Source organism: Arthrobacter sp. H35-D1 (assembly GCF_030063185.1).
Classification (GTDB): Bacteria; Actinomycetota; Actinomycetes; order Actinomycetales; family Micrococcaceae; genus Specibacter.
Genome location: NZ_JASISP010000007.1, coordinates 51,590 through 65,106, shown reverse-complemented (window position 1 = coordinate 65,106; position 13,517 = coordinate 51,590). Strand labels below are relative to the sequence as shown.

General features: G+C 66.6%; 7 protein-coding genes. 1 reads left to right on the top strand and 6 read right to left on the bottom strand.

Annotated features, from left to right (window positions below):
* Nucleotides 1-5: 5 nt before the first annotated feature.
* Nucleotides 6-704: a DUF8691 family protein gene (locus QMG25_RS09880; RefSeq protein ID WP_283459930.1), complete on the top strand. Its 699-nt coding sequence runs from the start codon at nt 6-8 to the stop codon at nt 702-704.
* 182 nt (nt 705-886) lie between these two features.
* On the opposite strand, the gene QMG25_RS09875 is transcribed toward QMG25_RS09880, so the two are convergent.
* From QMG25_RS09875 to QMG25_RS09850, 6 genes are all read right to left on the bottom strand, one after another.
* Complete coding sequence (locus QMG25_RS09875) at nt 887-1,573, bottom strand: aspartate/glutamate racemase family protein (protein ID WP_283459792.1); 687 nt, start codon at nt 1,571-1,573, stop codon at nt 887-889.
* A 104-nt stretch (nt 1,574-1,677) separates the two neighbouring features.
* Nucleotides 1,678-6,555, bottom strand: a complete 4,878-nt coding sequence (locus tag QMG25_RS09870) for a hypothetical protein (protein WP_283459790.1) — start codon at nt 6,553-6,555, stop codon at nt 1,678-1,680.
* A 31-nt stretch (nt 6,556-6,586) separates the two neighbouring features.
* Complete coding sequence (locus tag QMG25_RS09865; protein ID WP_283459787.1) at nt 6,587-9,880, bottom strand: hypothetical protein; 3,294 nt, start codon at nt 9,878-9,880, stop codon at nt 6,587-6,589.
* Entirely contained in the window at nt 9,877-10,191 is a 315-nt protein-coding gene (locus tag QMG25_RS09860) for a hypothetical protein (protein ID WP_283459786.1), read from the bottom strand. Before QMG25_RS09860 ends, QMG25_RS09865 begins: the two co-directional genes overlap by 4 nt.
* A 173-nt stretch (nt 10,192-10,364) precedes the next feature.
* Nucleotides 10,365-10,574 (bottom strand): hypothetical protein, encoded by a 210-nt coding sequence (locus QMG25_RS09855; protein WP_283459784.1) that lies wholly within the window; start codon nt 10,572-10,574, stop codon nt 10,365-10,367.
* A gap of 225 nt (nt 10,575-10,799) precedes the next feature.
* Nucleotides 10,800-13,454, bottom strand: a complete 2,655-nt coding sequence (locus QMG25_RS09850) for an AAA family ATPase (protein WP_283459782.1) — start codon at nt 13,452-13,454, stop codon at nt 10,800-10,802.
* Nucleotides 13,455-13,517: the final 63 nt, after the last annotated feature.

Genomic DNA, 13,517 nt, shown 5'->3' with positions numbered 1-13,517 from the left:
ACCGGCTGTCAGGGCGGGCTGTGGTGATTTTGGGTTTGGCCGTGGCGTTCTCGGCGCTGTGGTCGACACGTTTCCACACCGCCCAGCCCGGCACCGAAGTCTTGCTCTACCTGTTCAAGCTCGCCTTCGGCTCAGGCCTGGCCCGCTGCCTCGTGCTCGGTTTCGCCGTCATGAGGCACGGTGGTTTGGCCCGACACCGGGTGTGGATGATACGGGCCTACGCGCTGGCAGTAGGCGCCGCCACGCAAGTGTTCACCCAAAGGATCGGCAATGCCCTCTTTGGTACCAGCGGACTGACCACCACACTCATGATGGGGCAGGCTGGGCCATCAACCTGGCTGTGGCGGAATAATTCATCCGTCGCGGCGGCCGGGCAGGTCCCCGCTGGGCGAGACATCACAGACCAGGCGGAACGACGGCGGAGGCCTGAACCTCATGACACGCTCCCCCGGCCGGTGGCGCCCGCCGCCTACCGTCTTCAAGTCGCGGGCCACCTCGACGACCACTGGTCGGCCTGGTTCGACAAACTCACGCTGGACCAGCAAAGCGACGGCACCACGAATCTGGCCGGGTTCATTTCCGACCAGGCGGCGCTGCACGGACTGCTCAACAAGATCCGGGACCTTGGCCTTGTCCTGGTCTCCGTGGAATCGCTCCGCCTGCGCGGCCAGTCCGCGCCGCCCCGGACAGGCCCGAGCACTTGATGGTCCCACCGCGCTCCCTGTCTTAGTCGTGGTGGGACTTCGCATGAACGGCAGCCAGGACGTGGCTGGCGTTGAAATTGTTCCACCTCAGAATCTTCCACTCGACTCTTCAGGTTTTCCAACCATGTGTCCTGGACAAGATGGCATTTGCATGGTCCATGTTTCAGGTGCGCCATTGAACTTCAAGCAGACCGGCGGGCCAGCCTTTCCAGGACAAGTTCACAGGCGCTCGGTATCGGTTCAATGATGGCCGCGACCTGTTCGGCACTGAGCCTGCGGGCGGTGCCGCTGAGCGGGCCACCCGCAGTTATGACCGCTTCGGCTCCAGCGTCGACCGAAGCCAATACAGCTTCCCGGAGTTCAACAAACTGCTTCTCCGGATCAGCTGCCAGCACCAGCGGGTCTGAGGCCGTCAGCTGCACACCGCAGAACTGGGCATCCCGCCCATGTTCAGATACCAGCCGGGACAAGGAATCCACCAAGAGCGGGGTGCTGGTGGCCATTCCAAAGTTCCGCCCGTTCTTGGATGCCGACCAGATCGCGGCTTCCCCGATTCCGACCACGGGAATTCCCAGCTCGTTGCCCAGCTCCCGGCGCCCGGGGTCGCCCATGGCCGCCACCATCACGGCTGCCACATCCGATCCATGGAGACCGGCGAGGTAGGTTCGCACCACTGCTTGAACGTATTCTCCGGAAGCAGCCAAGTCCTCCGGGCCTACGAGCATCCTCGGCCCCTGAAGAGCCGTCATGCCCACAACTTCCAGTCCGGTCTCGGACAGTTCTGCGGCGGCCAAATCCCTCATCATTCGGGTGGTTGACCCGTTCGTGTTGGGGTTGACGAGCAAGAGAACAGGATGCCTGGTGGACATTGATGGCCTTCTCATCTTCTTCCGTTGGTTTGCCCACCGTTTTTGTGGGAACTTCATGACCCACGCAAGAGCGCCGAACCCATGCCGTCCCGTCCGCGGAATCCCTACAACGGTACCGTGTCCGCATAGACCAGCCGCCGCACCAGCGAATTGGCATCCCCGGGTGTCTCCGGGTCGGCGTCGAGCAACTCGTGCTCCTCCACCAACACCCGCCACTGTGACGGCGCACCCCCGGGCCGGCGCAGGCCCGGGTATCCGGCGGCATCCCCATCCGGGGTCCCGGCAGTTTCGGGCAGGGCCACCGCTCCGGTCCAGCTGGCGTGGCATTCCCCGGTCTCCTCAACGCTGACCGCGAGCAGCACAGTGCTGGAAACCGTCTCCCACTCCAGGTCCCCGGCGCCCGGGGCTCGACTTTGCACAGTTGCGCGCACTGTCCGGGACTGTTGCAGCCGCGAGGCCCTCGTGGCCGCCTCCCCCGTGGGCGTGTCGGCACTGAGCAACTCCGCGGGGAACTCCGGCGCACCGTGCGGATCCCAGCGCAACCAGCTGACCACGCCCGTCAGGGTCACTTGGACGTGTGTCCTGTCCGGCCGGCCCACAGTCAACGTCCGTGCGGGCAGCGGCTGCACCCAGCTGGAGAGCGCCACCGGTGAAAGCTCGCTGCCCGGGATCGACTGCGGCTGGTACCGTGCCACGGCCAGCCGCACGAACGGCCACAATGCGGGGGTCTCCTGCAGCGCGATGTCCACAAACCAGCGGCCTTGCTCCAGGTCATACTCGGGTTGGTATCCCAGCACCCGCACAGAAGGGTGCTCGCGCACATCGCGCAGCGGCAAGATAGCAGCTGCAACCGGGTTGCCCGGGCCCTTGGGCCACCCGCGGTTGCGCCCACCGGGCATTTTCCCGCCGAGCGGAGGCTTGACGCCGGCCCCTGAAGCCGCGGCCGTCTCCGCCTCATCCAGCACCAGCTGCCCGAACGTGAGCAGCGGCGGCACCGTGGCTTGCGTCGCGGTTCCGCCGTGCTGCATGATCGGATCGGCCCCCCAGAGGCTCGTGGCCCCGTCCGGCGCTTGCACGTCCTTGGCCCGCGTCCTCCAAGATCCATCCGGCAGCTCCACCCACTTCTGCGGATCGAAAACGAGGACTCCCAGCAGTTCGCCCTCCCCCGAGGAGAACCACGGGCGCGCCAGCCACAGACGGACGCCGGAACGGCGCACCTGCCGCCAGCCGAACGGATCCCCCGACTCGGCTCCCTGCTCCCAGCGCAGCAGCGGCACAGCGTCCAGGACCAGCGGCGCGGCGGGCCTGGCCGACGAAGGAATGTCCAGCACCACAGGCGCCCCAGCGAGACCTTGGTCATCGGGGATGGGCCGCTGCGGGAAGTATTCGGCGTACCTGGTTGTCCCGGACGGCACGTAGGTGACTCGCCTGTAATGCGTGTTGGTGAACGCCTGCACCATCTTGTGGAAGCCCATGCCGTCCAGTTGCCGTACCAACGCCGCTGCGGGCAAAAAGTCGAAGAGATACAGCACCCCGGTGCGTTCCCCGTCTGCGACCGACGAGCGAACAACGACGTCGGACTTGGCCACCACCTGCGGACCGGCAGCCGCCACGTCGTCGATGGTTTCGCTCCACTGGGCCCGAACCAGCAGCGTGTCGGTGCTGGCACCATGGACGTCCACCAGTCCCGTGAGCGCAGCCACCGATCGCCCGGGCGGACGCAGGAACACCTCAAGCCCCCGCAATTCCGGGGCGCGCACCGGAACAGGCACGGCATGGACCAGCCGCACTTCCGCCGCCGGGGTCAGCCACCACGTCCAGCCGGAGGTCGCCGCGCGCATGAGCGCGGCCGCGGCCACCACCTCATCGGTGGTGTAGCCGTCCTCCGCGGTGGCCACGCTGGCCAGGTGCGAGCGCCACAGCCCAAACTTCTCCAGCGAGGCCGGAACCAACGTGCTGGACAAAGCAACGCGCACCTGCTCGCCGGGAGGAACGCTCACGCGGATCTCGTGACCGGCCACGGTGGCACCCAGCACCTCCCCGGGCACTAGCACCAGCCGCAGCGGCTGCAAGGAGGGCCATTGCCCCGGGTACGGGACCGTGACAGATTGCAGGGCTTGCGGCTCGGGCAGTGCATGCGGTGCTCCGGCTGCATAAAAGACCAGCGACACCCCGGAGGCGTAGGGGTCCGGAAGGTATGGGAGCCGCAGGGCATCCGTATCGTGGATGACATACTGTCCTTCCCCGATGGGCCGGCCACGGTCCGCGGTGATCTGTGCCAGAGTGGCCCGGTGTGCCGAGCCCGTGTCCGCCCCGGGCCGTTCCGCGAGGGCGATCCCGGGCTGTTCCTCAGTGGTGCGCGCGTCGGCGAGGCTCGGCGCGAACTGATCCAGCAGGGTGCCCCGTTCCGCGAGTGCGACGGCGTACAGCCGGCGGATCTCTGCAGCGTCCCCCGTACCGATGGCGGCATCGAATTTTCCGGCCGCCTCAGCCTCCAGCTGCGTCGCCTTGGGAGGGGCCAGGTGTCGTTCGGCCGAAGTGCGGGTGTCAGCGCCCTCCCCTTCCGCGTCTTCTCCCGCCGGCATGCCGCTGCGGACCACGAGGAGGGCAGTCTGCTCGCCCGTGCCCAACTCGACCCGGGCAACAATCGCCGGCGCCGGGACCGGCTCCCACCGCAGATACGGCCGCGGGGCCGTGACCATCGCCGCAGTGGCCAGGCGCAGTGCGTCGGGAAGTTGCAGGTCTTCATTGCGGGCAAGCCGGGCAAAGGCGTCTGCACCGATGTCCAACTGCGGGCGCACCCGCGGCGCCCGACGCGATTCCGCAAGGATGCGCGAGGCGGCCAGCAGTCCGTGGAACAGGCCTTGGGCAGGTGCCGGATGCCGGAGCTGCGCAGCCTGGGCCACAAGGTTTTCCAGTGTTGCGTCCAGCCGCTCATCGCCGGAGCGCAGCTCCCCGGGCAGCCCCGCATTGCCGCGTGCCCGCCCTTTCGTGCGCAGGTGCTCGATCACCGCTCCGCGGAGTCCTGCTGCCACGCCCGCGCCGTCCCGCCGCGCGTACCCGGCACGGAGCCGGTCCAACTGTGCTTGGGCAGCGTCCACCGCGATCTGCTCCGCGGGTGCCGCGGGGAGGGGCTGGGGCGGTTGCGGGATGGAGTTGCCGGCGAGATCGACGGCGAGCACCCGGAACGCGTAGGACGTCCCGTAGCGCAGGCGCGGAAGAGACGCGGGTTCCACCCGTGAGGTGACCTGTGCGCCGTCGAGCGGTGGATCCGGCACGGTGGCAACAACTGCCTCGGTGGCGCCGTCCGGCGCGGGAGGTTCCACATGCACGATCGTCAGCCCGGGTCGAGGCGCGGACAGGCTCCAGCCATCCCAGCCGGCCACCACCTCATGCAGGTAGTACCCGGCCGCTGCACCGCCGGGCCCGCTGTTGAGCGCCGAGAGCTGCAGGAATCCAACGTCGAGGGTGTCATCAAGCACCGCCACCCCGCCGGGCTCCGCCGTCACCCCCACCGTGCGCCGGTGCAGGCTGTGCCACTGCTCCGTCGCGTCGTCCCACACCTCCACGCGGATACCGCGCACCACGTCGTCAAGCAACAACTCGTGCCCGCCGTCGTCGGCCAGTGTCTCGGCCGCCTGCACACGCCCCCGTACTTGGGCCGCGCGGTCCCGGCGGGCAATGGCAAAGCCGGTGGCGCGCAGCGTCCCGGGCGCGGACGTGGCTGGGTCGCCATTGGCTTCACTCGCATACTGCCTGCTCAGGTTGCGTGCGTGCTGGTCCAGCTTGAGCCCGGACGCGTCGGGGTCGGTATCGAGCACCACCCACTCCTCCCTGCCCAGCGGCAGCGCACCGCCCACCCACGCCGGGGTGGACTGGGCGGTGAACACCGGGCCGTCCACCTGCGCCGCGGTACGCCGCGGTGGGAGCACCTCGAGATCGGCGTGCGGGGAGCTGATCGAAACACTGACCCACGTGGCCCCCGCGAGTGCTGCGCGCGCGGAAGCTCCGTCAAGGCCGTCCAGCACCACATCCACCGCCAAGCCGAGCCGACGCAATAGGACCGGAGTGGAGCCGAATGCGGCTGCTTTGGCGTGGAAGTCATGTTGGGGCCGGTCCGGGCGCGGCGTGGGTGGTGCGTTCGGATCCGGTTCGGTCCGCGGTTCCGGTTGGGGCTGCTCCGGCCGCTCGTAGTACCGGCGCATTGCATGCGCGTCGGTGATCAGCTGCAGCTTCGGGTCCGCGGACAAATCCTCGCCAAGGAGCCCGTCGAGCTGCCCAGTCACCCGCACGTCGGCGTCCCGGTCATCCAGCAACAGCTGAATCGGCGAGGGCGTATCGGCGATCTCGGACTGGTACGGCGGCAGCGGCGGCAGCGCACGGCCGTGCAGGCGGTCCGGAACTGTCTCATCGAATTCATCCAGCGGACCGAGGGTTGTGAGCGCGTCCCGCAGCCGTTGATCCGGCAGCGCCAGCGCGCGCCGGGCGCGGGCATCGGCGCCCTGAAGCAAACGATGCAGTGGCCCGCCCTGGTCGAGGTTGGCCAGCGTCTCCAGCAGCCCCCCGGCCACCGGGTCCCCTTCCAGCCCGGGCCGCAGCGCCGGAGCGGCGGTGATCGCCGCCAAATGCAGGTCAACGGCGTGATCGCTCATGCGGCTTGCGGGGTTGGTACGCCAGGTCTCCCCGGAGAGCACCGGCGTCGGGAAGGCTGCCACCGGGGTCTCCGGCGGCAACACCGCGGTCCAGGCGGCTGAGTCCGGCACGGACACCACGCGCAAAGGCAAGGATGCATTCGGGTCCAGCGACGTCACCAGGTCGAACGTGCATCCGGCCAGCGTGTCCACCCACCCGGCAGCGGCGGGGTGGTCGGAGAGCAGGGCTCCCCCGCCCACCAGCTTGTGCGTGATGAAGACCGTGAGATGAAAGGGCGCGTCGTCGGCCAGTGAGTACGGCAGGGCTGTCGCTAGAACCGTGGTGGACATGGGTGTCTCCTTTTCTTGGGCCGCAATGACCTTAGGCCGACAGCGGCGTGAACGCGGCGCAATACTGGGCCCAGTCGGTGTTCATGCCGCTGGCGTCCGGCGGCATGACTTGGAACATGGTGGGATCGCCCTTGGAGCCGGCCAGCTTGCGCTCAACCGTGATCTCCACGGAGGCCGAGAAGAACAGCACCTCCACCTCAACCACCAGGGAGGCCCGGCCCATGAGCTTGCCGGTCTCGAAGTGGTAGATCAGCGATAGCTCCAGTGTGATGGAGGCACTGATCAGCCCCAGCACGTCAACCTCCCCGCGGATCCGGAAGTATGCGGCAAGCAGCCCCTTGTCCGCTTCGAGGCGCAGGTACACGCCAACGGCGATGGACACCGAGCCGGAAGCAACGCCGAGGTCTACCGAAAGGCACGCGCAGGCCTCGAGCCCCAGCTCCAGCAGCACCAGCCCCTTGGGTGAGGCCCGCAGCACCAGCCAACCGCCTCCGCCAATGCACATCACGGTGAGGCGGAACGGGGAATCCTTGGAACAGAAGTGGAACCCAATGGTCATCGCGTCGCCCAGGAACGGGATGCGGGCATCGGCGCCGAGGGCTATGTTCTCCAGGCTGAACATACCAACGGAGAGGTTCGGCAACGCGAGGTCGAAGCCCGCGGTGACACCCTCCGGGGAGACGTCCACATGCGGCGGGTCCGAAAAGCCGTCGAACGGGATGAGTTCGCGCAGCCGGTCCACGAAGGAGAGCGGACCGAGGAACCCAATGCCGCCAAACACCACGTCGACCTCCGGCTTGCCGCTGGAACCGGCGTGGAAGCCGATGCGCCGGAACATCAGCTTCATCAGCCCTGCGGCACCGTCACCGATGAGGTTCAGGTCAAAGCCGGCGATCTCCGCGACGATGTCAACGGCCGGAGGCGCACTGGCAGAGGCGCGGACTTCCACGTCAAGGTGCAGGGCGTGCTCGTCCGAGGGTGCGAAGATGTTCGGCACACCCGGTAGCCCCCATGATGCAATGGCTGGCCGCCATTGCATCCGCGCAGTGACTTGTCCGCCTGCAGCGCCTTGGAGCAGGCTGGCCAGGCCCACTGCGTCCTTGGCGATGCCGGTCAACGCGGCGAGAGTCTGAACAGGCTTCTCCAACGCCGAGCGGACAGCAGCGGGGACGCCGGGGGCCCCGATGGCGTCCAGCAGCGGCTGCAGTTCGCCGGCGAGGGCGACGGCGGCGCTGCTCACGGCGTCCGGGTTGCCCGGCAGGCCCTGCACGGCGCCGACGAGCGCGTCGAGCCGTGTTTCCAGCGTGCCCGCCCGTGCGTCGAGCGCGTCCTTGGCATGCTGCGCCACGGCCCGGGCGCCGTCGTGCGCTGCCCTATTTACCTCTTGGTCCAGTCGCGTTTGCGCGTCGGAGAGTGCCTGCCCCAGTCGCTGGGCTTCGGAAAGCAGTTTCGCGACGGCCCCGACGGCGTCGGAGACGAATGCCGGCGCCTCCTCGAGCCCGGCGGCCTTCAGCAGATCCAACAGGCTAAACAGGCCGAAGAGCTTGGGCAGCGCGCCTGCCAGGAATGAGGCAGGGTCGAAAGTGCCGGCGTCGAACGGCGAGGGCCCGTTGCCGCTCTCCCCTATGGCTCCCAGTGCACGGGAAATGCCCTGTACGGAAAGGTTGGGCGCCATAAAACCGCCCGCCCGGTCCGAGCCGCTGGTGAAATCGACGGCCGCGGGGGCGCTCTTCAGTGCCAGTATGAGTTCGCCTGCGTTGGGGGCACCGGGTACGGGCTTGTCATCCGGCCCGCGCGAGGGCAGACCGTGGGCCAAGTATGGCTCGGCGAAGACAAGGTCCACGGCCGGAGCCTGCGGGGCGAGGTGCCGCATGGACGGCACAATGGCCCTCGCCTCGGTGAGGAACGGCCGTGCTGTGACGGCATCCTGGTCAATCTCCCCGTCAAAGACCAGGTGCCCCACCTCAACGGAGGTGTCTCCCGCCTTGACCTGCGCCGCCACTGCAAGCATCTGGCCGCGCCCTTGTATTTGGCGCACCGGGAAGTAGCGTGGGGAAGCTTTTTCGGGGCTGATCAAGAACGTTTCCTGCCTGCGCTGGCGCGCCTGCACGAACACCAGCGGTGCGGCCCAAGTCTTGGTCCCGCCGCCGCGGTCAACGGTGGTGAGCGTGAACGGGAATGGGACGCCGTTGCGGGTGGGCACGAAGGGCTCGTGGTCATCAGGGGGCTTGTCCAGATCCGGGGTGACCAGGGGACTCAGCGTGATTTGCCCGAACGGATTGTCTCGGTCCTCGGGCGGGTAGGAGCGCGTGGGCTGGCGCAGGATGATGAACCAGCGCTGCCAGAGGTAGGCAACCGGTGTGTCCCGGTGCTTGATGTCCCGCTCCGTGACCTGCACCAAAAAACACCTATGCCCAAACGGGAACAGGAACCCGGGATAGGCCACCCTGACATACCCGTCCCTGCCCATGAACGCTTGGTGCCGGTAGTCCACAATGTCCGCCGGAATCTCCCACGATTGCCGCCAGCTGAACCAAGCGCCGAGGCTGGAAAGCGCCAGCTCGCCGACCAACAGGGGTGTGGCGGCATTCTTGGGGTCCCCTCCATGGGTCTGCGCCACAATGGCGTGCCGGTCAAAGACGGTCAGGGACTGCAGGAACTCCGGGGCGTCCTGCTCCTTGTCGCGGTTCCACAGGGCACGCACAATACGCTTGGCCGCATCCTTGTCATCCACGTCATTATTGTCAGCTAGCGTCCCGTCATCTCGGCGCACCGTCAGGTGCGTGCGCCAGAGTTCTGCACGGTTCGGGGGGCCAAGAGGTGCGCTGCCATGGTTGAATGCACCCTGCGTGCTTGGGGAGATGATCAAGTGATACGGAGCCTCGATGGCGGTCTCAAGCTCACCCGGCTTCTCGACACCCCCGCCACCGGCTTCTCCGGCCGGGGTGGCATTGGATGAGACACGCAGCACCAAGCCCGGCAGCGCCTCAAGCAACGCTTCGAGCGTATAGGAAATGCGGCTGCCTTCAGGCAGCTCGTAGACCAGCCGACTTGGGCCGGCCGCGATGTGGCTGGAGGGCCGATCAGGTTTTGGTGGCGCGGGAGGCGGTGCGCCGCCCTGCCAGACCTCCTCACCAATGTGCTGGGGCGGGAAGTGGACCACGACGAAGGCGCTCGGGCCGGCAACGAGTTCTGCACCGGCGTCGGTGGGCTCCAAGGTGCAGCCTGGCGCCTCCAGGCGCAGATCGACGAGGTCCTGGGTGCGCAGGAGACGCACGTCAACCGGCCCTGGTTCCTCTGGTAGATTCTCCCCAAGCCGTCTCACAGCGCAGCCTCCACGACACTCGAGGCTTCCAGCGCCGGGCCCGGCACGGCGGCAGACCGTACGGGAAGCCGAAACGGTGTCTGCAAGGGGATGTCTTCCGCTTCGCCGGGGAGCTGCCCAGGCGCCATGGCCGGGTCCTCGGCAGGAACTGCGATCCGCAGTATGGTGTCGCCATCCCGCCCCGTGACGATGGCAACCATGCTGCCAGGCAGGATTTGCCCGCCGCACTCCGGCGCGGCCTTGGCGGCACTGCCATAATGGGCACGCTGCCACAACGCATTGTCGGCACCGCGAACATGGATGTTGCGCACGTCCTTGTTCGGCGAAATCGTCGCCGGACCACCCGTCGACCCACCGCACGGTCCCCCCATATTAAACCAACCGCTCCATGACATTTCTGTTCCATTCCGGGCCCTGACGGGCTCTCGTTGAGAACTGCTGCATTCGATGGCGGGCGCCTCGAGCAAGCCAAGACGGTGGAGTTTTAACCCGTCGACTTAGGTGGTGATTCTCCTCTTTCCGGAAACGTGACTTTCGCTCCGAGTGATTCGGCCGCTGCGCCCCGGATGGCTTCACGGGCCATATTCTGCAGGTCCTTGCCGATGTCGGACTGCAGCCTGGCGGCGAGGGCGTCGATGGTGTTCAGGATCTGCAGATGAGCCCATGGGTCCAGGTCCGGCCCCTGGGCTGCCATTGGACCAAGAGGTCGGGGATATGGAGACACACAGGGCGACGCGGAAACTCGTCGGAGACATTTGCATGGAAGCAGACGTTTGTCATGATGCTTGCCCTTGCCTAATTTCTTCCGGTGACCGGACCATCCGATCCGGTTACTTTCACCGTAGGGGCCGGCTTCATGTCCGTCATGAGCGGGGCACCACTCATCTGCGCCGCAACGTCTTCGTCAGCCGGACCGGCCTCAGCGTGGCGGCGGCGCAAATATTGACGCCAGCTCATGCCTGCCGGGGATGGCGAGTTTTTCATAGACGTGATGCAGGATGTTTTCCACCGTGCGAACCGAAATGACGAGCCGGTCCGCGATCTCCCGGTTGCCAAGCCCCATGGCCACCAGCCTGCTGATTTCGGTTTCCCGCGGGGTGAGGCCCGTCGGCTCATAGAGGTGCGAAAGTGCCGGAGTGCGGGCCCCCTCGCATATGGATGCCCACATGAGGGCGCGCTGCAGGGAGCCGGCGGATGCTGCGGCCTTCCCCTGTTGGCGTGAAGCGTGGGCGGACTGCGCAGCGGCCTCCGCCGCCAGCAACATGAAGCCGAGGTCGTGGAACCCGTCGGCAACCCGGTCCAGTGCCGCACCATCGCCGTCCGCGAGAGCCGTCGCGTGTTCGGCGTACAGCGCGGGAATCGCACCGCTGATTTGCGTGGCCAGCTCATTGAGCCTGTCGACGGCCCGCCGAGGCCGTCCGAACCGCACCAGCTGGTGAAGTGCCTGGAGCTCCCAGCCAAATTGTTGGTCCCGTCGGGCACGAGTGGCCGCAGCCAGGGCAAGTCTGGTTGCTAGATCAACTTCGCCTCGTGAAACGGCCAGCCAGGCCTGGCCGGATCCTCCCCACACATCCAACGCCCCCAGCCACGGCTTTGCATGCACGTCAGCCGTGGAAAGGGCCGCCGCCGCCAATGCAACATCGCCTGTTTGCGCGGCAGCATGGCCCAAGTGGCTCCATGCGAACCTCATCAGCCATTCCAAATACGGATGTCGCTCATCGATGGCCACGGCCAACCCGTTGCGGAAATATTTAGTTGCCGTCACGGGCAGCCCCCGGGCCAGACTGAGATCGCCCCGCCACACACTCCACATGCCGGCACCCACGCGCCATCCGGCCTCAACCGCTCGGGAATGGGCTGCATCGATCAAGACTTCGGCCTCCGCCAAGTCTCCATTCTGGATCAGCGCACCAGCCAGGGACCCCTCGGCTTCGTCTTGGGACATGGCCCAGTCGCCGTGGAGTATCTCGGAGCTCAGACGGCAGGCTTCCCGGCCGCAATGCACTGCCTCCATCGTTCGGCCTTGTATCGACAGGGACTCGCAGCGCGATGTCATGGCCTTGGCTGTGGCAGAGGCTGATGCCCCTGAGTCATTGAGGACCTGTTCCGCCATGCCGAGGGCAGCTTCTGGAAGCCCCGCATACGTCAGAATGTTGGACCACTGCGCCGCCAGTATGTCCCGCCCCGCGCCTGCCCGGGCCCACGCGGACGCCAACACAGCATCCGCGTCTTCTGGTCGTTGCAGTCCAAACGCCAAGTTCCAGGCACGTGATGCCGCCAGCTCGGCCAGCAGGACACCCGGCACGTCACCGCGCATCAGGGCACCCAACAATTCTTCGGCTTCATGGGCCTTTCCGCGCAGGGTCAAAACTCGGGCGAGCACAATTTCCGAATCAATCCCGCCCCCAGCCTCCACAGACCCCCTGGCCAGTCTTTCGGCCATGACCAAATCAAGTGCAGCCAAGGCACGCAGTGCGCCCCTGCCCAGCAGATCCGGGTCCGGCACGGTACCGCCTGCCAGCTGCCATAAAGCCCGGCGAATAATCCGTTCCGGGCCGTCAGCGGATCGGCTGGCGGAGCTGTCAGCCTGCAGCAGGATCCGAGCCATCCGTGTTTGCGCCAGGGAGGAAGACAGTCTTCGGGCCACCTCCCCGTAGAACGGATGGCTGACACGGATTTCCGTTACGCCGTTGACGGACTCGGATCGGATGAGGCCCGCTTCCTCTCCAAACTCAATGAGTTCAGCGGAACAACCGGCAGTTTCCAACGTCCCCAAACTCAAAGGTTCGGCAAAAGCCACCAGGTCCACAAGTCTGCGAACCTCCGCGCGCTGCCCTTGGAGTCGGCGCATCACCAGTTCGTTCAGCCGTGCGGAAGGAGAGAGCTGACCCGTCCACCGCCAAAGACCGTTCACGGAACTGATCTCACTCTCTTCAACGGCCCCACGCACCAGTTCGCACAGGTAGAGGGCGTTTCCTCCGCTGAGGCTCCACAACCGCGACTCCGAAACCGAATCCGGTGTGCCAGCCACAAGGGATTTCAACAGTCTCACGGTGTCCATTCGATCTAACGGATATATGTCCAGACGTTCCCCCAGTCCGTCCTTCCACAACGCAGTCACGGCCTCGGGTGCCATCTCGTTGGCACGGATGGTGGCGATGATGAATGCCGAGCCTGTCACAGCCAAGTGGTGGATCAGGGCCGCAGAGGGCTCATCAAGTCGGTGTGCATCGTCCACGACGATGACCGGCGGCCTGTCCCCGGGAAATCCATCCCTCAACCAGGCGGAAGTTTGGCGCAGCAGCCGGTACCGGTCTCCGCCGTCGATGTCGGGGATCAGGTGCAGGACAGCGCCAAAGGGGATCGCGGAGGCCGACGCCGAGGCCCCAACCCAGAAAGGGACGCGTCCTTGGGATGCAGCCGCATCGAGCGCAGTTCGTGCCAAAGAGGACTTGCCTACACCCATGTCCCCTGCCAAAACGATTGCCCGGGACACGCCGTCGTGCATGGCCGAACGGATCGCTGCCAGTTCTTTCTCCCGCCCGACGAAACGCCGGGTCACCCCACTGTCCATCAGCCACCCCACCCCCATCCCAGCCGATGTACTTTCGGAAGCACCAAGAATTTTCGTCCAGAC

Coding starts and splice junctions, on each gene's coding strand:
- QMG25_RS09875 (WP_283459792.1), bottom strand. CDS start 1,573: ATGTCCACCAGGCATCCTGTTCTCTTGCTCGTCAACCCCAACACGAAC.
- QMG25_RS09870 (WP_283459790.1), bottom strand. CDS start 6,555: ATGTCCACCACGGTTCTAGCGACAGCCCTGCCGTACTCACTGGCCGAC.
- QMG25_RS09855 (WP_283459784.1), bottom strand. CDS start 10,574: ATGGCAGCCCAGGGGCCGGACCTGGACCCATGGGCTCATCTGCAGATC.
- QMG25_RS09850 (WP_283459782.1), bottom strand. CDS start 13,454: ATGGACAGTGGGGTGACCCGGCGTTTCGTCGGGCGGGAGAAAGAACTG.